Origin of the sequence: Alishewanella maricola (genome assembly GCF_016343785.1) — a bacterium.
GTDB classification, from domain to species: domain Bacteria; phylum Pseudomonadota; class Gammaproteobacteria; order Enterobacterales; family Alteromonadaceae; genus Alishewanella; species Alishewanella maricola.
In genome coordinates this window covers 75,604-94,158 of record NZ_JAEINI020000006.1, presented here as the reverse complement: position 1 = coordinate 94,158, position 18,555 = coordinate 75,604, and the positions used below count along the sequence as shown (strand labels likewise).

The following is an 18,555-nucleotide window of genomic DNA, read 5'->3' as shown; positions in this document are numbered from 1 at the left end:
AAAAGGCGCCGACGGTGTGGTCGGCGCATCAGGGGGGCTTATAAACCGGTAGATAACTTCAGCGTGTTGCGCACGGTGTTAGATACTTCAGCGCTGACGGCTTGACTTACACTGTTCATCACTTCGGCATTGGCATTTTGCTGCACCAATTGGTTGGTATTGCTGATCACTTGTTGTTGAATGGTGCCAGCCGCATTGCTAGTAATTGCTGCTGTCACTTGTTCGGTTGCTGATGCACTGACACTGCTGAGCAGATCAGTATTGACTGCCGATTGTAATGTTTGTGCAGCGGCGCTAGTTAAGTCACTTGCAGAAGTCGCACTGGCAGTAAAGCTGGTCATAACGGCGCTACTGGTTGATGCGGCTAAAGTAGCAACATTGCTGCCAGTATCTAACAGCGCGGTCTCGCCTAAACTCACTAAGGTTTCGGCATTTGCTGCCAATGGTGTTGCCAGTTCAGTGACTGCCGAGGTGGTAGCTTGGGCTTCTTCATTGACACTTAGCTCTTCAGCTGGCGCTGTTTCAGTTGCTTCTTCAGGTTCGCCGGCTGCTTCATCACTTTGTGGTTGTTCAGTTGTCACTTGCATATCAGCGTTGGCATTGGTTTCGCTGTCCATCTCAGCGGATGTCTCAGTTTCTGGCGTTGCGGCAGAGTTGGCAGCTACATTTGCGTTAGTTTGTTGATTGGCATTGGCTGAGCTGGCACTGTTGTTACCGGCTGCAGATAACTGTTGTTGCAGTTGTAATTGGCTAGAGGTATTGGTTTCAGCAGTTACGGCAACTTGCGCTGCAGTTGAGAATACAGTGAAACAGGCTAAGGCGATTAATGTTGGCTTGAATAATGTTTTCATGATGTTTTCCTCGTAATGTCATCAGTGACACTGCGATAACGACTCAGCTGTTCGTTTTATTCCAACGACCAGTAAAAAAAATTAAAAAAAAGCGCGCATGCTGGCGCATTAGTCAAGTTTTTGCAGGTGAATTCTATTTTTTACTGTTTAATATGAAGGGCTTATTGCTAGGTAATTTATTTTTGAGTCCATAAAAAAATAAATAAAAAATTTGCACCAAGCATTAGGGCTTCTTGACGTTTGATGGTTGTTTTTGCAGCTGAGTGGCTGGTATTTATACAAGGCAGAGCTTGTGCCGTGTAGTTATTCTACATAAACAAGCGACCCGTTTGTCTGGAACAAACGGGAACAGCTCTGCTGGCCGAAGGCGAAATATAGGATATATTTCGTATAACGCAGTAGAAATGCCAGCCACACGCTGCCCGAAGGGTTCGTCTGGCGATGCTTTGCTCTTTGTCTTTCGTCGTTTATTTAGAATGACAAACCGGGTATCGCGTACTGCACTTCTCATTTCGCGATCAAAACATCGCCAAACGAACAAAATCTAATCAGCAAACGGCAACAAGCCCTAGTGACTGTTGCTTTTGGCTAGGTAGCCTAAGAAATTTTGGGCAAAAAAATGCCCGGTTTATAAAAACCGGGCTAAGACAAGGTAGACAGGTAAGGGTAGGTTAAACCCTTCAACAACTTTAACCGCTGCATTCGAATCTCGAACACGGGTTAACTATAGAATTTTGTAGCGATCGGTACAAACGATAAAAAAAAACCTGATAGATTAAATTTATTCAACTGTATTATGGGAACTTTTTAAGGTTAATAAAGCGGCGATAATAGCCTAAAATGCAGTAAATGCGGGGTATTTGCGCAAAGAGTAGTCGATTAGGCTGGAAAATTCGCAGCTGCGAAATAAAGAAAAAATAGTCATTTACGCGACTTGGCAATCATGAATAAATTAGCTTGAGCGAGGAAGAAAGCGATTGGCTGTTATGGTCTTAGCGCATATTGCAGAGAAATCATCACTTAGTCATGGCGGGTAAAGAGAAGTCGGCGGTATGAAAGCTTTTTAAGATCCAATCAATCAGCAGTTTAATTTCCGGACGGTCGGTATCATCATTATGTTGCACGAGGTAATAGCGATCGCGACTGACTAATTCTTGTTCAAATAATTTAACTAAAGAGCCGCCAGTAAACCATGCGTGGCTGATGGGCATTGGAATTAACGCAACGCCCAAACCCTGTTGCGCAGCACGTGCTACACTAAACATACTATCGAGTTGGATAATTTGTTTCGGCTGAAATTGATGATAACCGACACGTTCGGCCCATTGATGCCAAGCAGTTGGCCGTGCTTGATGCAAAATAAGCGGTGTTTTTTCTAATACCCGGTAGCCTTTGTTATGCAATTTTTGAAATAGCGCCGGGTTACAAGCGGGTAAGTAACTGATTGGGAATAAATCGTAAACGGAAGCGTCTTCAGGTTTTTTACCGGATAGAACCACAGAGACATCGGTATACTTAGTGTTTTCGCGTCGTGATTTAACGGTTTCTAACTTTAAGTTGATATTGGGGAATTGCTCTGACCATCCCCGCAAACGTGGCACAAACAGTTCACTGGCAAAGAATTCAGGCATGGAAATACTAACTTCACGCACGCGCTCAACTTGGCTAAATTGGGTAATGGTTTGGCTTAACTGTTCCAGTAACGGTTTTATTTCAAGATAAAATTGCTTGCCCGTTTCGGTTAATTCTATGGCCCGCGTTTTCCGTTCAAATAAGCTTAAATTTAAATTGTCTTCAAGTTGTTTGATCTGATGGCTGACAGCAGAAGGCGTTAAGTACAGCTGTTTAGCCGTATCTTTGAAGCTTAAACATTCAGCTGCAACACAAAAACAACGTAGACCGCGAAGCGGTGTTTGCAAAGACATAAAAGACTTACCTGCAGTAAAGCATGGGATAAATTGGTTAGTTTAGGTGTTAAGTATGACAAAATTAATGCAAGAGCTGAACCACTAAATGCAATATCTTCGCATTCAGTGGTTTACTGGCAACAATAAGCTGACTTTAAGCACAAGATGCACGGAGTTGGTGCATTTTGCGCTAAATTTAGTCTAACAGCGGAAACTGACGAGACACTGCACTGCCGGTAAAATGGGCGACCCAGCCTTCGGTATTATTAAAAAAACGGATAGCGGTAAAATCTGGGGCACTGCCCATATCAAACCAGTGCGGTGTGTTGGCAGGCACGCTAATTAAATCATTTTGCTGACATAACACTTGATAGATTTCATCGCCTAAATGTAAGCAAAATAAGCCTTGGCCTCGCACAAAAAATCGTACTTCATCTTCCGTGTGGATGTGCTCATCCAAAAACTTTTGTCGCAATACCGCCTTGTCAGGATGGCTTGGATGCAAAGAAATGACATCGACAGTGCTGTAACCTTGCTGTTGTTGTAGTTTGGCAATATCTGAAGCATAAGCCAACATTACTTGCTCAGCGCTGCTGTTTTCATCAATAGGAGCATTGGCTTGCCACTGCGTAAATTGCACGCCTTGTTGTTGTAACTGTGCACTGATCTCATGCGCGTTGCTTGAAGAAAAGCGAGCTTGTTCCGGTTGATTAATAGCGAAAATACGCAAAACACTCATGCTTATTTATACCTCTATTTGATAAAAGTTTTCGGCAACGGGGTGATCGCTAGCGGCTTGTTGTTCACGGATTAACTGCACCGTAGCCATGCCTGCTTGTCGGGCGGCATCTAATTCTGCGACGACATCGGATAAAAACAACACCTGTGCTGGCGGCAATTGCAGCTGTTTTAAAATAGCTTGATAACTGGCTAAGTCGCGTTTCCCCCCAATGCGCGTATCAAAATAGCCACTGAGTAAGGGAGTAAGATCACCCGCGTCAGAGTATTTAAACAAGAGTTGTTGGGCAGTAACAGAGCCTGAGCTGTAAATGTACAATGGAATACCGCGCTGTTGCCACGTCTGCAATTGCGCTACGGCATCGGGATACAGATGGCCCGTAAAATGACCTTGCTGATAACCCTCTTGCCAAATCATGCCTTGAAGGCTTTTTAACGGCGTTATTTTTTGATCGGCATCTAACCAGAACAACAAGGCACTAATGCATTGTTCTATATCTGCTTCTGGTTGCTGTAGCTGTTCGCGCACGGCGGTGAGTTCCGCCAAGACCGCCGGTTGCTGTTGATGCTGACGAACAAAAGCCGCTAAATGTAAGCGAGCATAAGGAAACAGCACCTCAGTGACAAAGCTAATGCGTGTTGTGGTGCCTTCAATGTCGGTAATAATGGCTGAATAAGTCACGGTTTTCCTGTAATTTTTAGACGTTCAAGCTCGCAGTTTATGAGAAATTCCCAGCCTTCTAAATGCCTTTTTGCTTCAGCTAAACTGTATCCCCACACATAAAGGCCATGGCCTCTAACTAACAGCGCAAATGGTAAGGCTTTGCTTTTCCAGCGTTGCTGTACTTGTCGAGCTAAAGCCGGAATATCTTGGGTGTTGTCAAAAATCGCTAAAGTGAGCGTTTGCTCATGGCTCTGAATGCCGCTGATGGCTTTTTGCATTTCATAACCACGAAATGGGTAGTTATCGGCACCGATCAAGCAAGAAAAAACGGTAGCATGCACGGAATGGGTATGCAAAACGGCTTTGATCTGAGGGTCCAGTTGATAAAGCTGAGCATGCAGTGCGGTTTCTGCCGAGGGAGTACCATATTGGCAATGCAGTTGATCGGCTTGCCAGCTCACCGGTAATAAATCTTGGGGGCTAAGTTCACCTTTGTCTTTACCTGATGCGGTAACCAACGCCATATTGTCAGTTTGACGGATCGAGAAGTTGCCGCCGGTGGCGGGTACCCAGTGGCGGCTGGCGATCCAACGGCCTAAAGTGCATAGCGCAATAGCGTTTGGATTAAGTTGTTGCACCTGTGCGGTATTATTCATCAGAACCTTACCTTCATAACGGTTTGCCTCATCGCGGGAAATAATAAAGCCATACGTTTAAGTGTTTAAGCGTATAGATGTCTATACATGAAATAAGCCAAATGATAGCATTGAAGGCGGTTTTCGCAACTTTTTCTGCACTTATGTCGATAGTTTCCAAGTTACCTGCGGTAGGTACCACCATCTTTAGTCAGATGTCGCAATTAGCGGCAGAGCATCATGCCATTAATCTGTCGCAAGGTTTTCCGGATTTTGCAGCTAATCCGTTCCTGTTACAGCGCTTAGCTAAGCACAGTGCGGAGGGTTTAAATCAATATGCGCCGATGCCTGGTGTGCCGATGTTACGAGCACAAATTGCGGCGTTAACCGCGCGTTGTTATCAGCGACAGGTCTGTGCCGATAATGAGATCACGGTAACGTCAGGTGCAACGGAAGCCTTATTTGTGGCAATCCAAATGCTCGTGCAGCCTGGTGATGAGGTGCTGCTGTTTGATCCCGCCTACGACAGTTATGCTCCGGCAATTCAGTTAGCCGGTGGTACGCCCGTGCATGTTAGGCTGCAAGCACCTGATTATCAGGTTGACTGGTCACTAGTATCCGCGGTGATGACGCCTCGGACCCGATTAATTATCGTCAATAGCCCGCATAACCCCACCGGTATGGTGTTTAAGGAATCAGACTGGCTGGCTTTACAGCAGTTGGTGCTGACACATCAACTGTATTGCATCAGTGACGAAGTGTATGAGCACATGGTGTTTGACCAGGCTGCACAACTGAGCGCGCATTGCTTCGCGGCATTAGCGGCGCGTACCGTGGTGGTATCCTCTTTTGGTAAAACCTTTCATGTTACCGGTTGGAAATTAGGCTATGCCATAGCCCCACCTTCGCTCACTGCAGAGTTTAGAAAGATTCATCAATATGTCACCTTTGCCAGTTTTACGCCGGCCCAATATGCCATTGCGGATATGTTGCAACAGCAACCCGAACAGGTTGCCGAGTTGGGGCAATTTTATCAGCAAAAGCGCGATTTTTTTGCTGCGGCGCTAGCGACTAGCCGATTTACCTTGCTTCCCTGTGCCGGTACTTACTTTCAGTTGTTAGATTACCGTGCAATTGCTGCCGAAATGACCGATGTGCAGTTTTGTCAGTGGCTCACCACTGAGCATAAAGTGGCAGCCATTCCGCTTTCTGTGTTTTATCAGCAAGGTTCAACAGATCGGATTATTCGTTTATGTTTTGCTAAAGAGCAACATACTTTGGCGCAGGCTGCGGAGATCTTATGTCAACTTTAAAGGTCGCGGTGCTGCAAACCACGTTAGTGTGGCAAGATTGCCACGCAAACCTGGCTCAGTTGACGGCGCAATTAGCTGATTTAGAGCAGGTAGACTTAATTGTGCTACCTGAAATGTTTAGTACTGGCTTTAGTATGGACAGCTCGCAAGTGGCAGAGCCTGAACCGGGTGAGGCCTTGTTGTGGTTAAAACAGCAAGCTGCGTTGTATCAGGCGGCCATCACTGGCTCAGTTGCTGTGCGCACGGCAGAAGATCATCGGGTAAATCGATTATATTTTGTGACGCCGGATGGCTCAGTGCAATTTTATGATAAGCGGCATTTGTTCCGTATGGCCGGAGAGCATCATGCTTATCAGGCTGGGCAGCAGCGCGTTATTGTTAATTACCGTGGCTGGCGCATCTTGCTCCAAGTCTGTTATGACCTGCGTTTTCCCGTATTTAGCCGTAATAAAAATGACTATGATGCGATGATCTACGTGGCTAACTGGCCAGCACCGCGCAGTCGTGCCTGGTGGGTGTTATTGCAAGCGCGGGCGATTGAAAATCAAGCTTATGTGTTTGGCTGTAATCGGGTGGGTGAAGATGGTAATGGCATGCAGTATGCGGGTGACAGTTTAATTGTGGACTATCTGGGAAAGCCAATAGCAGAGCTTGCCGCAGACGAAGCCGGAGTGCTCTATGCCACAGCCGATCTTAAGGCATTACATGCTTTTCGTGAAAAATTTCCAGCCGCTTTAGATGCCGACCACTTTAACTTGGTTTAGCGTTAAAACGTGATCCGCCATACTGCCTAGCAGGGATGAAGCAATTATTTCGCTGATACCGAAGCTCATTCGGTCAGCATTTTGGAGTAGGTTATGTCGCGTGCAGCGCCAACCGCAGTGATTTTTAGTGGTTTTTTTCTGTTAGGTAATTTGATCATTTTATGGGGCATTTTATTGCCTGATATGGCCAAAGACCTACAAATGTCGACCAGTATCAGTGGTCTATTTTTTAGTTTGTTGTCGATGGGTGCCATTTTTGGGGCGGTGATGGGCGGCAAATATGCGCAGCGTTTTCACTTTTTAAGGTTGTTTGCCAGCTTGGCGTTGGTTGAAACCTTGTTACTGTTATTGTTCTCATTTATTACAAGCTGGCAGTTATTACTGCCGCTCATCGTGTTAGTGGGCATGACTTACGCGGTGATGTTTACTGTGGGCCACACCTTGATCGCGAGATTGTTTGCGAATAAACGCGCCGCGATGATGGGGCTGATGGATTTTATGTTTAGTTTAGGGACCTTGGCCGCGCCATTATGGGTCGTGGTGTTATTTTGGGTGCTAGACGATTGGCGCTGGCCGCTGCGCTTTATTGCGCTGGGTTTACTGTTATTAGGGTTCTACAGCTTATATGTCGCCAAGGCGCAGCCACAAATGGCCAGTAAGGCGGAGCACAAAGGCAGTAGTTTGTCTTATGTCAAAGTGCTGCGCCAGCCGCTATTTTTCTTAATGTTTTTGGTGATGATTGGCTACGGCGCAGCCGAGTGGGGCCAAGGTAATTGGTTTGTCAGTTACGCAGCAGACGGTATCGGTATAGAAACCGAGCAAGCGCGATTATTACTTGCTTGGTTTACCGGTGGTATGGTGCTCAGCCGCTTGGGCTTCGCTTTACTACTGCGGTGGTGTAGCCCAGCGCAATTAATGTTGCTGCTAGCCTCGCTCGCACTGAGTGGTGCTTTGTTATTAAAACTGAGTGTCGGTTTGCCACAACTTACCGCAGGTAATTTATTACTGGGCTTAGGCATCGGCGGCTTATTTCCACTGATGTTGGCAACCGCGATGGGTATGGATAGTGATAATGGCCCTGTGTTATCGGGTATTGCCAGCATTGGCACTTCTGTGGGCTTTCAATTTGCCGGTTTAGCCACTGGGGTGTGGGCGCAACAGGCTGGTATTTTAAACGCTTACTGGTTAGTACCTTTAGCCTGTGGCTGGCTACTGCTGATGATTCTGTTGTTCTGCCGTCGTTTAACGTCATTAACCGCAAGCGCTTGACCGCAGCCGAAAACCCAGCAAAACTATATGCCCATTAGTTACTGAGTTTTAGCTGTGAAGACAATTAATTGGGCCGCGTTAGAAGCGGCCGCCAAAGACGCTGCGGCACAGGCTTATGCCCCTTATAGTCAGTTCCCTGTCGGCGTAGCTGTACTGGCCGAGAATGGCCACATCTTTGCTGGTTGTAACGTTGAAAATGCTTCTTACGGTGCAACGGTATGTGCAGAGCGCAATGCCATCGCCGCTGCCGTGTTGGCGGGGCATCGTAAATTACTGGCCGTGATGGTCTATACCCCACAAGAAAAGCTGACACCGCCTTGCGGTATGTGTCGTCAAGTAATTGCTGAGTTTTTCCAACCAGACAGCCTTATCGCCAGTTGTAACCATTTAGGTCAACAGCAACATTGGGAACTGCAATACTTATTACCCGATGCCTTTACCCCTAACTATTTAGCTGCTAGTAACAAGATATCAAAGGATTAAGCATGGCGATCCCACAGGAAATTATTAAAAAAAAACGGAATGGCCAAGTATTAACTGAGGCCGAGATTAAACAGTTCGTACAAGGTTTAACAGACGACAGCTTTAGCGATAGCCAAGCGGCTGCGCTGGCCATGGCCATTTATTTAAACGGTATGACGGTAGCCGAGACCGTATCCTTAACGTTAGCGATGCGCGATTCAGGCACGGTATTGAATTGGCAAGGTCAGTTAAATGGCCCGGTAGTTGATAAACACAGTACGGGTGGTGTGGGTGATAAAGTCACGCTTATGTTAGCACCGATGGTCGCAGCCTGTGGTGCCTATATGCCAAGTATTGCCGGCCGCGGGTTGGGCCATACGGGGGGCACAGTAGACAAACTGGAAGCAATCCCAGGCTATAGCTGTACGCAATCACTGAACCGTATTCGCCAACTGTTACCTGAGTTAGGTTGCGTTATTGTTGGTCAAAGTAGTGAGCTCGCCCCTGCAGATCGTCGTTTGTATGGCATTCGTGATGTGACGGCCACGGTAGAATCTATACCACTGATTACCGCGTCTATTTTGTCGAAAAAGTTGTCTGAAGGCTTAGATGTGCTGGTGATGGACGTTAAAGTGGGCAATGGGGCCATTATGGCAACGGCGGATGATGCTGCTGCGCTGGCGAACAGCATTGTTAACACTGCAACCGGTGCAGGTGTCGCTACCCGCGCGTTAATTACTGATATGAATCAAATCTTAGGGGCTACTGCGGGTAATGCGTTAGAAGTGATGGAAACGCTGGATTATTTAACCGGTAAATACCGTGAGCCAAGATTACATCAATTAACCTTAGAACTCGGTGCGAATATGCTGGTTCTAGGCAAGGTGTATGCCGATAAAGCCGCTGCAGTAGCTGCGTTAGAGCACAGCCTGAGTTCGGGTAAAGCGGCAGAGATTTTTGCGAAGATGGTCAGTGCCATGGGTGGCCCCGCAGACTTGTTTGAAAAGCCTGCGCAATATTTAGCGGCAGCACCAGTGAGTTTAGTGATCGAGTCACCTCAAGCAGGAGAACTGCACTATGCCAACACCGTTGGTTTAGGCATGGCCGTTGTAAGATTGGGTGGAGGGCGTTCGCATCCTGCACAGAAAATTGACCCTGCGGTTGGCTTTAGTCAGATTGTAAGTGCGGGAAATCAAGTCAGTATAGGGCAACCTTTAGCCACCGTGCATGCGGCAACCACGGCTGCAGCCGAGATGGCAAAAGCAGAGTTTTTAGCTGCGTGTCGTTTTGATCGTACCGCGGTAGCACCGTTAGTACATCAAGTGATTGGTTAACGCGAGTGACGGTTTGCTATTGAGATTTTTTAAGCGGTGTTTTTACGCACGAAACGAGTAGTGCATAACGCGCTATGCGGTTTGTTTTGTTAAATGCTGCATACAGTCACAAAAAAACCGGCTTGAGCCGGTTTTTTTATTAACAACTCAACTTAAGACTTTTGACGCTTCATCGCATCAAAGAATTCGTCGTTTGTTTTAGTCATTAACAACTTATCGATAAGGAATTCCATACAATCGGTTTCATCCATGGGATGTAAGATTTTCCGCAGGATCCACATTTTTTGTAGTTCTTCTGGTGACGCCAGTAATTCTTCACGGCGCGTACCTGAACGGTTAAAGTCGATAGCAGGGAACACACGGCGCTCAGCGATTTTCCGCGATAAGTGCAGTTCCATGTTACCGGTACCTTTAAATTCTTCGTAGATAACCTCGTCCATTTTAGAACCGGTATCTACTAAGGCTGTGGCGATAATGGTTAAACTGCCGCCTTCCTCAACGTTACGTGCCGCACCAAAGAAACGCTTTGGTTTGTGCAAGGCGTTTGCATCCACACCACCGGTTAATACCTTGCCTGAGCTAGGGATCACGGTGTTGTAAGCGCGAGCTAAACGCGTAATCGAGTCAAGCAGGATGATCACGTCTTTCTTGTGTTCAACCAAGCGCTTGGCTTTTTCGATAACCATTTCAGCAACTTGTACGTGACGGCTAGCCGGTTCATCAAAGGTAGATGCAATTACTTCCCCTTTCACTAAACGCTGCATCTCGGTGACTTCTTCTGGGCGTTCGTCGATTAACAACACCATCAGTACACAATCAGGATGATTGGCGGCGATAGATTGGGCGATGTTTTGCAACAGAATGGTTTTACCGGCTTTTGGTGGCGCGACAATTAACCCGCGCTGCCCTTTACCGATAGGTGAGGCTAAGTCTAGGACACGTGCCGTGATATCTTCGCGGCTACCGTTACCCCGTTCCATGCGTAAACGTGAGTTCGCATGCAGCGGCGTTAAGTTTTCGAATAAGATTTTGTTACGCGCATGCTCAGGTTTGCCGAAGTTAACTTCGCTGACTTTTAGCAGGGCGAAGTATCGCTCACCTTCTTTAGGTGGCCGAATTAAACCGGAAATGCTGTCACCCGTACGCAAGTTAAAGCGGCGGATCTGGCTAGGCGAGACATAGATATCGTCTGGGCCAGCTAGGTACGAGCTGTCAGAGGAACGAAGGAAACCAAAGCCATCCTGTAAGATTTCTAAGCAACCATCACCGTAAATTTCTTCACCGTTTTTGGCATGGGATTTAAGGATGGCGAAAATGATATCTTGTTTGCGCAGACGAGCCATGTTCTCTTGGCCCATAGACTCAGCTAACTCAACCAGCTCGCTAATTGGCTTCAGTTTCAGTTCTGTTAAATGCATATTTGATGGGTTCTTGTTGGTGGAAACAGATTAAATGCTTATCAATTCGATAAATATGGGATAGAAGTTGGTTTATTCGACAGACAAGCGTGGTTCAGGGTGTTTGCTACTGCACACAATAGCAGCTGCGATAACGTCCGTCCAGCGGACAATAGAAAAAAGGCGTACAAAAAATACGCCTTTTTAGCACATCGTTAGATATTGCTGTCTAAAAACTGCTTTAATTGCGTTTTTGACAGGGCACCTACTTTAGTAGCGGCAACTTGACCATTCTTGAATAAGAGTAAGGTTGGAATGCCACGAATACCAAATTTTGGTGGTGTGTTCGGGTTTTGGTCGATGTTGACCTTGGCCACTGCAACTTTACCCGCATATTCAGATGCGACATCATCCAGGATCGGCGCGATCATTTTACATGGGCCACACCATTCCGCCCAGAAATCAACCAGTACTGGCGTTTCTGCTTTTAATACATCAGCTTCAAAGCTGTCGTCAGAAACCTGTAAAATATGTTCGCTCATCTATTTCTCCGTTCATGCTGTGCAGTTACACTGCAAAAAATATATTATCAATTTAATCGCGGCTGTTTCTTATTGCAAGCGTAACAGTTATGCTAGGTAGATATGAATAAAACACACTTAACATCGCATAAATTCGCCGATTTCGGATTGGCACCACAGGTTCTTGACGCTCTTGCAGCGCAAGGTTATGACTATTGTACGCCAATTCAGGCACAATGTTTACCCCTAGCGCTTGCTGGGAAAGACATTGCAGGTCAAGCACAGACGGGTACGGGTAAAACACTCGCTTTCCTTACTGCGACCTTTCATCATCTGCTTACGCATGAACCCAAGGGTTCAGGTCAACCGCGTGCCATTATAATGGCTCCTACGCGAGAGTTGGCCGTTCAGATCCATAATGATGCCGTTATGCTAGCGCAAAAATCGAATCTGCGCCTTGGCTTGATTTATGGGGGCGAGGGTTACGATTCTCAACGCCAATTGTTAGAACAAGGCGTAGATATTTTGATCGGCACTACCGGTCGCTTAATTGATTATTTAAAACAAGGCTTATTTGAGCTGTCACAAATTCAAGTGGTGGTGTTAGATGAAGCTGATCGCATGTTCGATCTGGGCTTTATCAAAGATATCCGCTTTATGTTTAATCGTATGCCGCCAGTCACTGAGCGGTTAAGTTTACTTTTTTCAGCTACTTTGTCTTACAAGGTACAAGAACTGGCCTTTGAAAAAATGAATCAGCCAGTGCATATCCATATCGCACCAGAAGAAATGACCGGCAGCCGGATCAGTGAAGAGCTGTTTTATCCAGCACATGAGCACAAAATGGCTTTGTTGCTGACGTTATTAGAAGAAGAATGGCCAGATAAAGCCATTGTTTTTGCGAATACTAAGCACGCCTGTGAAGACGTGTATCATTGGTTAGATGCTGATGGTCACCGCGTCGGTTTACTGACTGGCGATGTTATTCAGAAGAAACGTTTAAAAATTCTCGACGATTTTACTACCGGTAAGTTAGATATTTTAGTTGCCACCGATGTGGCTGCGCGTGGTTTGCATATTCCGATGGTTAGTCATGTATTTAACTATGACTTACCCGATGATTGCGAAGATTATGTGCATCGTATTGGTCGAACCGGCCGTGCGGGTGAAAGTGGTAAAGCGATCAGTTTTGCATGTGAGCGTTATGCCCTAAACTTAACCGCGATCGAAGAGTATATTCGGCATCCGGTACCTGTTACCCAGTATGATGCTGATGCCTTGTTAACTGATGTTACACCACCGAAGCCACGTGTTAGACGCCGTCCAGCACAAGCACGAAGTGGTGCAGGTAACCGCGGTAATAGTGGACGCCCGAGTAATGGCACAAGATCTCCTCGCAGCCGCCCTAGATAATCACTCCCTCGACAGCGATCACGCTGCCTCGATACGCTCACCGCATAGTGATATTTATGCGGTGATTGATCTCGGCTCCAACAGTTTTCATATGTTGATGGTCAAAGTGGTTGGCGGTTCTGTGCAAGTTATTGGCCGGGTAAAACGCAAAGTACGTTTGGCTGCGGGTTTAAATGACAACTTAGTCCTCAGCCACAAAGCCATGAAACGTGGTTGGGAGTGTTTGGCGTTATTTGCAGAGCGCTTGCAAGATATTCCGGCTGAAAATATTCGCATCGTCGGCACTGCCACCTTACGTTTAGCCCAAAACGTCAAAGTGTTTTTGCAAGAAGCAGAAGCGATCCTTGGCCAACAGGTGCAAGTGATTAGCGGTGAAGACGAAGCGCGCATTATTTACTTAGGTGTTGCACATACCTCCAATAGCGACAGCAACCGCTTGGTGATCGATATTGGCGGTGCCAGTACCGAGGTCGTCATTGGCCAGGGTTTTACACCGACTTTACTATCTAGCCTGAATATGGGCTGCGTAACCTACCTTGAGCGTTATTTTACAGACCAACAATTAAGCGAAGATAATTTCTCGGCGGCGATTCAAGCGGCTGAAACGGAGATCGTTAAGATCCGTGATTCTTTTCTTAATGAAGGTTGGCAAATTGCGGTGGGGGCGTCAGGCACCGTGCAAGCCATGCAAGAAATCTTGGTGGCACAGGGCAAAGACGAAGTGATTACACTGCGCCGTTTAGAAGACATTATGCAGCAAGCCATGGCGTGTGGTCCGGTTGAGCAATTAAGTATCTTAGGTTTAGCGCAAGAACGTAAACAAGTGTTTGCCTCTGGTTTAGCGATTTTGATTGCGCTGTTTCGGCAGCTACAAATCAGTGGCATGACCTTATCCGGTGGCGCTTTACGCGAAGGCGTGCTGTATAGCATGTTGCCGGGCCTGCAAGACAGTAATGTGCGTAATCGTACGGTAAACAGCTTGATGGTACGTTACTTTATTGACCAGCAACATGCCGAGCGGGTTGCCGAGATGGCGACGGAGTTGGCTGGGCAATTACAAGGCCGTTGGGATCTGCAAAAGTTTGAAGGGCACAGTATGCTTCGTTCAGGTGCCTTATTGCATGAGCTGGGCTTACTGATTGAATATAAAAATCACCATCATCATGGTGCTTATATTATCAATCATTCTGACTTGCCCGGGTTTACCCGTGCGCAACAGCAGTTAGTGATGGCTTTGGTGTATAACCATCGTGCTGATATTGCACGGGAAGTGATCGCCAGACAAACTATGACCTCGGTGTTATTAACCGTGCGTTTAACGCGGATCTTACGTTTAGCGGTGATTATGTCGATGCGGCGTCGGCTGGAGGCTTTACCGCAGGTAACGATTAGCGCTAAGGCAGAAACCCTAACCTTAACCATGCCAGCGGGTTGGCTAGAGCAGCATCCGTTAATGCGTGCTGAGTTAGAACAAGAAGTACAATATCAGCAACAGGCGGGTTGGGAATTAATTATCAATTAAGTCTGCTTGCCGCCATTGCTAAAAGCAAGGCAGCAAGCATCCTCTTGTAACTTAACCGTTTTGTTTTAACCAGATCGCGACCTTCTTCGCAAAATACGTCAAAATGCCATCTGCGCCTGCCCGTTTAAAGGCTAATAACGACTCCATAACCACCGGTTGCTCTGCAAGCCAGCCATTTTGGATAGCGGCCATATGCATGGCGTATTCACCACTAACCTGGTAGGCAAAAGTTGGCACGCCAAACTCATCTTTCACGCGACGGACAATATCCAGATACGGCATACCAGGCTTTACCATGACCATATCTGCACCTTCTTCCAGATCCATGGCCACTTCGTGCAGGGCTTCATTGCTGTTTGCCGGATCCATCTGATAATTCTTTTTATTACCGCCTTTTAGGTTGCCAGCTGAGCCAACCGCATCGCGGAACGGGCCATAATAGCTGGAGGCATATTTAGCAGAGTAAGCCATGATGCGGGTATTCACATAACCGGCTTCTTCTAATGCTTCGCGGATCGCCCCAATTCGGCCATCCATCATATCAGAGGGCGCCACCACATCGGCACCGGCTGCGGCATGCGACAATGCCTGTTTGACCAGTGCTGCGGTGGTAATGTCGTTTTGCACATAACCCTTTTCATCAATAATGCCGTCTTGGCCATGCGTGGTAAAAGGATCTAATGCCACATCGGTAATGATGCCCAATTCGGGTGTATGTTCTTTTAATAACTGAACTGCGCGCTGCGCTAAACCATCGGGGTTCCACGCTTCCTCAGCGGTTAATGATTTATTGGCGGTGGGAGTGACTGGGAACAGCGCGATAGCAGGGATCCCCAGTGCGACTAATTCTTTTGCTTCTTCGAGTAGCAAATCCAGTGTTAGCCGCTCTATGCCAGGCATTGAGGCAATGGCTTCGCGTTTATTAACACCGTCGATAATAAACATCGGATAAATCAGGTCGTTCACTGTTAGCTGATTTTCTGCCATTAAACGTCGGCTAAAATCATGCTCACGCATGCGGCGTAAACGGCTAGCAGGAAAAAAACGGTTAGTGTGCATCAATAATATCCTCAACGGGTAATTGCAATAAACGACAGCTATTTTGGTAACTCTGCTCGGCTACTTGCGCTATGCTTTGCCCCGTTAAACGCGCAACTTCGGCGCCAATAGCAGGCAATAAAGCGGGCGTATTATGCCGAGGGCGCGGCCTGATAGTTCGGGGGGTTAAATAGGGTGCGTCGGTTTCTAAGATTAAACGATCAGCCGGTAAATATTGAATAGCTTGCTGTAAGGCTTGGCCTCGGCGCTCGTCACATAACCAACCGGTAATACCAATATAAAGCCCAAGCTCAAGGTAGGCTTTCAGTTGGTTAGTATCGCCCGTAAAACAATGGGCAATGCCACCACGAAGCGGGGGTTGTTCTTTTAGCATGGCTATTTGCGTAGCAAAGGCATCGCGTTCGTGCAGATACACGGGTAATTGATACTGCTTAGCCAGCGTGAGCTGTTCGGCAAAGACCTGTTGTTGTTGGTCGCGTGGTGAAAAATCGCGATTAAAGTCTAAGCCACATTCGCCTATCGCCAATACATGGTTTGCTTGCAGCTGCAGGGCAAGTTGTTGCAGCCAGTCTGCCCCGACGTTGCCCGCTTGGTGCGGGTGCACGCCAGCAGTACTGTAACAACCGGTATGTTGCTGGCAAAAGCTGAGATTTTTCTGGCTTTCGGCTAAGTCGCTACTAATTAATAAACAATCAGTGACACCCGCGGCATTTGCTGCAGCGATAATGGCGCTTTCTTGGGCCGCGAATTGGGCACTAAAAAGATTAAGCCCACAGTCAAACCAGCGCATGATTAGTCAATGCGTCTTACTTTAAGCGTACGGTTGTTTTTATCATTGGCTAGATAAAACGATCCGACCGCGCCACGCTTAATGTGATGTACCTCACCTACACTGATGGGATAAAAAGCAGAATGAGTTTGGCGCCACACTTGGTTATTCTCGAATTCTACAATCACTTCTTTGCGCAAGCTATAGCTGACTTTACGCACGATAGAGGTAATTTGCTCAATATTATCCACGGCTTGCTTACGTTCGTGACCAAATTGGCTTTCTATCGTTTTAAGATCAACTTCGGCTGCAACCTCAGGCTTAGTTTGCACGACTTCTGCAGGTGCAAGTGTCGGTGCTGAAGTACTTAACGTATTGGTCGATGTATTAATGGCATCATAACAGGCCAAGCGTTGCGCTGTTTGCGTTAGCGTGCGGCACTGTTCAAGTGCATTCGCAAGGGGGCTTTGTGCCATGCTGAACGGGCTGAAACACAGCAATAAACTGCTAGTTGTTAACAAGCGTTTGATCATGGTTGTTGCTCCTCAGTGTTGTCTGCTGCACTGTTATCGGCTTTAGGCTCATAAAAGCGGCTAAGCCACAGGCCCACTTCAAATAGCATCCACATTGGAATAGCCAATAACGTTTGTGATAACACATCTGGTGGGGTTAATAGCATGCCGAGAATAAAGGCCCCGACAATAATGTAAGGCCGTTTTTCTGCCAAGGTGGCACGGCTAACGCTACCACTCCATACCAGTAATAGAATGGCGATAGGAATTTCAAAGGACAAACCAAAAGCAAAAAACAGCTTCAGAACAAAGTCTAGGTAACTGGTAATGTCAGTGGCAATGGTTACACCTTCTGGCGCGACGCTAGTGAAAAAGGCAAAAACCAATGGGAAAACAATAAAATAAGCGAAAGCGATGCCACCATAAAATAACAAGGTACTGCTCGCCACTAACGGCGCCATTAAGCGTTTTTCCCGGCTGTATAGCGCTGGGGCAATAAACTGCCACACTTGCAGTAAAATATAGGGAATCGCTAAACAAATAGAGACCATAAAGGTTAATTTAAACGGCGCAAAGAAAGGCGCAGCCACATCGGTGGCAATCATGCTGGTACCTTCTGGTAGCACCGCCAGCAAGGGTTTGGCTAGTAAAGCGTAGATGTCGCGTGCAAAATAAGCCAAACAAAGGAATACCAGTAATACTGCAATAACAGAGCGCAGTATTCTATTGCGTAATTCAATTAAATGACCAAGAAGGCTATTAGGATCCGGTTTTGTTTTCATCTTTTACGACAGTCTCACTGGAAGTAGGGGTGAGGTCTTTGCCAAGTTGTTGAGTTAAGTTGTTCAATGACATTTGGGCATTGGATGGTCTTACCGAATTTGCCGCTTCAGTTAATTCTTTGATGGCTGCTTTTTCATCATCACTAAGATTAAGTAAGTTTTTAGCTTCAGCATCTTTAAGTTTTTGATGTAATTCGTGTATCCGTAGGTTGTCGCTGAGTTCGGCTTGCATTTGTTGGCCAAACTGCTTCACGCTACGCACTGTTTTCATGGTACTGCGGATAGCACCTGGTAAACGTTCTGGCCCAAGCACGAGTAACGCTACTATGGCAATGACGAGGAGTTCCCAAAAGCCCATAGTTAGTGTTTATCTTTCTCAGAGTTAACAGACTGTGTAGAAGTTGACTCAGTTGCACCATGCGATTTCTCAGCAAGTTGCTCTGGTTTTTTAAAGCTTTCGTCTGTTTCGTCGTCGGCTTTTTCATCTTTTACTGAGTTACGAAACCCTTTGATAGCAGCGCCAAGATCATTGCCTATGCTGCCTAGACGTTTCGTGCCAAACAATAACACCACGATGACTAAGACAATTAATAATTGCCAAATACTGATACCCATGTTGCACTCCTCATCGATGCTAAAACTA

The 18,555-nt window shown here is 46.6% G+C and carries 20 protein-coding genes; 7 read left to right on the top strand and 13 right to left on the bottom strand.

From position 1 onward, the window contains the following. Positions 1-38: 38 nt before the first annotated feature. From JAO78_RS10835 to JAO78_RS10815, 5 genes are all read right to left on the bottom strand, one after another. On the bottom strand, positions 39-851 hold the full coding sequence (locus tag JAO78_RS10835) for a hypothetical protein (RefSeq protein WP_226751370.1): 813 nt from the start codon (positions 849-851) through the stop codon (positions 39-41). 1,016 nt (positions 852-1,867) lie between these two features. Further along, the gene (locus JAO78_RS10830; protein ID WP_226751369.1) at positions 1,868-2,776 is read right to left on the bottom strand and encodes a LysR substrate-binding domain-containing protein; all 909 of its coding nucleotides are present in this window, start codon (positions 2,774-2,776) and stop codon (positions 1,868-1,870) included. A gap of 178 nt (positions 2,777-2,954) precedes the next feature. Further along, complete coding sequence (locus tag JAO78_RS10825) at positions 2,955-3,497, bottom strand: 1,2-dihydroxy-3-keto-5-methylthiopentene dioxygenase (RefSeq protein ID WP_226751368.1); 543 nt, start codon at positions 3,495-3,497, stop codon at positions 2,955-2,957. A gap of 6 nt (positions 3,498-3,503) precedes the next feature. Next, the gene (gene mtnC, locus JAO78_RS10820) at positions 3,504-4,178 is read right to left on the bottom strand and encodes an acireductone synthase (protein WP_226751367.1); all 675 of its coding nucleotides are present in this window, start codon (positions 4,176-4,178) and stop codon (positions 3,504-3,506) included. Then, positions 4,175-4,816 carry a methylthioribulose 1-phosphate dehydratase gene (locus tag JAO78_RS10815; protein ID WP_226751366.1) on the bottom strand — a complete coding sequence of 214 codons (642 nt, stop codon included), beginning with the start codon at positions 4,814-4,816 and terminating at the stop codon, positions 4,175-4,177. The genes mtnC and JAO78_RS10815 overlap by 4 nt, the downstream gene beginning before the upstream one ends. 143 nt (positions 4,817-4,959) lie before the next feature. Between JAO78_RS10815 and JAO78_RS10810 the strand changes: the two genes are divergently transcribed. From JAO78_RS10810 to deoA, 5 genes are all read left to right on the top strand, one after another. Next, positions 4,960-6,108, top strand: coding sequence for a methionine aminotransferase (locus tag JAO78_RS10810; RefSeq protein ID WP_226751365.1), 1,149 nt, complete (start codon positions 4,960-4,962; stop codon positions 6,106-6,108). Continuing rightward, the gene (locus JAO78_RS10805) at positions 6,096-6,872 is read left to right on the top strand and encodes an amidohydrolase (RefSeq protein ID WP_226751364.1); all 777 of its coding nucleotides are present in this window, start codon (positions 6,096-6,098) and stop codon (positions 6,870-6,872) included. The genes JAO78_RS10810 and JAO78_RS10805 overlap by 13 nt, the downstream gene beginning before the upstream one ends. Positions 6,873-6,965: 93 nt before the next feature. Further along, a complete protein-coding gene (locus JAO78_RS10800; protein ID WP_226751363.1) occupies positions 6,966-8,141 on the top strand; it encodes an MFS transporter in 1,176 nt (391 codons plus the stop codon). 54 nt (positions 8,142-8,195) lie between these two features. After that, a complete protein-coding gene (locus JAO78_RS10795) occupies positions 8,196-8,624 on the top strand; it encodes a cytidine deaminase (protein WP_226751362.1) in 429 nt (142 codons plus the stop codon). A 2-nt stretch (positions 8,625-8,626) separates the two neighbouring features. Beyond that, positions 8,627-9,937 carry a thymidine phosphorylase gene (gene deoA, locus JAO78_RS10790; protein WP_226751361.1) on the top strand — a complete coding sequence of 437 codons (1,311 nt, stop codon included), beginning with the start codon at positions 8,627-8,629 and terminating at the stop codon, positions 9,935-9,937. Positions 9,938-10,089: 152 nt separating this feature from the next. On the opposite strand, the gene rho is transcribed toward deoA, so the two are convergent. Continuing rightward, on the bottom strand, positions 10,090-11,355 hold the full coding sequence (gene rho / locus JAO78_RS10785) for a transcription termination factor Rho (RefSeq protein ID WP_226751360.1): 1,266 nt from the start codon (positions 11,353-11,355) through the stop codon (positions 10,090-10,092). A gap of 194 nt (positions 11,356-11,549) precedes the next feature. Next, positions 11,550-11,876, bottom strand: coding sequence for a thioredoxin TrxA (gene trxA, locus JAO78_RS10780; protein WP_226751359.1), 327 nt, complete (start codon positions 11,874-11,876; stop codon positions 11,550-11,552). Positions 11,877-11,978: 102 nt separating this feature from the next. On the opposite strand from trxA, the gene rhlB reads away from it, so the two are divergent. Both rhlB and gppA read left to right on the top strand, forming a co-directional pair. After that, positions 11,979-13,268 carry an ATP-dependent RNA helicase RhlB gene (gene rhlB / locus JAO78_RS10775; RefSeq protein ID WP_226751358.1) on the top strand — a complete coding sequence of 430 codons (1,290 nt, stop codon included), beginning with the start codon at positions 11,979-11,981 and terminating at the stop codon, positions 13,266-13,268. Further along, complete coding sequence (gene gppA, locus JAO78_RS10770; RefSeq protein ID WP_226751448.1) at positions 13,234-14,790, top strand: guanosine-5'-triphosphate,3'-diphosphate diphosphatase; 1,557 nt, start codon at positions 13,234-13,236, stop codon at positions 14,788-14,790. Before rhlB ends, gppA begins: the two co-directional genes overlap by 35 nt. Before the next feature lie 51 nt (positions 14,791-14,841). On the opposite strand, the gene hemB is transcribed toward gppA, so the two are convergent. From hemB to tatA, 6 genes are read right to left on the bottom strand one after another with little or no spacing between them, the layout of a single operon-like run. Next, entirely contained in the window at positions 14,842-15,849 is a 1,008-nt protein-coding gene (gene hemB, locus JAO78_RS10765) for a porphobilinogen synthase (RefSeq protein ID WP_226751357.1), read from the bottom strand. Continuing rightward, positions 15,839-16,639 carry a TatD family hydrolase gene (locus JAO78_RS10760; protein ID WP_226751356.1) on the bottom strand — a complete coding sequence of 267 codons (801 nt, stop codon included), beginning with the start codon at positions 16,637-16,639 and terminating at the stop codon, positions 15,839-15,841. Before JAO78_RS10760 ends, hemB begins: the two co-directional genes overlap by 11 nt. Before the next feature lie 2 nt (positions 16,640-16,641). Next, positions 16,642-17,151 carry a hypothetical protein gene (locus JAO78_RS10755; RefSeq protein WP_226751355.1) on the bottom strand — a complete coding sequence of 170 codons (510 nt, stop codon included), beginning with the start codon at positions 17,149-17,151 and terminating at the stop codon, positions 16,642-16,644. Further along, the gene (gene tatC, locus JAO78_RS10750; protein WP_226751354.1) at positions 17,148-17,912 is read right to left on the bottom strand and encodes a twin-arginine translocase subunit TatC; all 765 of its coding nucleotides are present in this window, start codon (positions 17,910-17,912) and stop codon (positions 17,148-17,150) included. The genes JAO78_RS10755 and tatC overlap by 4 nt, the downstream gene beginning before the upstream one ends. Then, a complete protein-coding gene (gene tatB / locus JAO78_RS10745; protein ID WP_226751353.1) occupies positions 17,890-18,270 on the bottom strand; it encodes a Sec-independent protein translocase protein TatB in 381 nt (126 codons plus the stop codon). The genes tatC and tatB overlap by 23 nt, the downstream gene beginning before the upstream one ends. 2 nt (positions 18,271-18,272) lie before the next feature. Continuing rightward, positions 18,273-18,527: a twin-arginine translocase TatA/TatE family subunit gene (tatA, locus tag JAO78_RS10740; protein ID WP_226751352.1), complete on the bottom strand. Its 255-nt coding sequence runs from the start codon at positions 18,525-18,527 to the stop codon at positions 18,273-18,275. Positions 18,528-18,555 lie beyond the last annotated feature (28 nt).

Coding starts and splice junctions, on each gene's coding strand:
- JAO78_RS10810 (WP_226751365.1), top strand. CDS start 4,960: ATGTCGATAGTTTCCAAGTTACCTGCGGTAGGTACCACCATCTTTAGT.
- deoA (WP_226751361.1), top strand. CDS start 8,627: ATGGCGATCCCACAGGAAATTATTAAAAAAAAACGGAATGGCCAAGTA.
- JAO78_RS10835 (WP_226751370.1), bottom strand. CDS start 851: ATGAAAACATTATTCAAGCCAACATTAATCGCCTTAGCCTGTTTCACT.
- tatA (WP_226751352.1), bottom strand. CDS start 18,527: ATGGGTATCAGTATTTGGCAATTATTAATTGTCTTAGTCATCGTGGTG.
- rho (WP_226751360.1), bottom strand. CDS start 11,355: ATGCATTTAACAGAACTGAAACTGAAGCCAATTAGCGAGCTGGTTGAG.
- JAO78_RS10755 (WP_226751355.1), bottom strand. CDS start 17,151: ATGATCAAACGCTTGTTAACAACTAGCAGTTTATTGCTGTGTTTCAGC.
- trxA (WP_226751359.1), bottom strand. CDS start 11,876: ATGAGCGAACATATTTTACAGGTTTCTGACGACAGCTTTGAAGCTGAT.
- rhlB (WP_226751358.1), top strand. CDS start 11,979: ATGAATAAAACACACTTAACATCGCATAAATTCGCCGATTTCGGATTG.
- JAO78_RS10815 (WP_226751366.1), bottom strand. CDS start 4,816: ATGAATAATACCGCACAGGTGCAACAACTTAATCCAAACGCTATTGCG.
- JAO78_RS10830 (WP_226751369.1), bottom strand. CDS start 2,776: ATGTCTTTGCAAACACCGCTTCGCGGTCTACGTTGTTTTTGTGTTGCA.
- gppA (WP_226751448.1), top strand. CDS start 13,234: ATGGCACAAGATCTCCTCGCAGCCGCCCTAGATAATCACTCCCTCGAC.
- JAO78_RS10800 (WP_226751363.1), top strand. CDS start 6,966: ATGTCGCGTGCAGCGCCAACCGCAGTGATTTTTAGTGGTTTTTTTCTG.
- tatB (WP_226751353.1), bottom strand. CDS start 18,270: ATGGGCTTTTGGGAACTCCTCGTCATTGCCATAGTAGCGTTACTCGTG.
- JAO78_RS10825 (WP_226751368.1), bottom strand. CDS start 3,497: ATGAGTGTTTTGCGTATTTTCGCTATTAATCAACCGGAACAAGCTCGC.
- tatC (WP_226751354.1), bottom strand. CDS start 17,912: ATGAAAACAAAACCGGATCCTAATAGCCTTCTTGGTCATTTAATTGAA.
- JAO78_RS10760 (WP_226751356.1), bottom strand. CDS start 16,639: ATGCGCTGGTTTGACTGTGGGCTTAATCTTTTTAGTGCCCAATTCGCG.
- JAO78_RS10805 (WP_226751364.1), top strand. CDS start 6,096: ATGTCAACTTTAAAGGTCGCGGTGCTGCAAACCACGTTAGTGTGGCAA.
- hemB (WP_226751357.1), bottom strand. CDS start 15,849: ATGCACACTAACCGTTTTTTTCCTGCTAGCCGTTTACGCCGCATGCGT.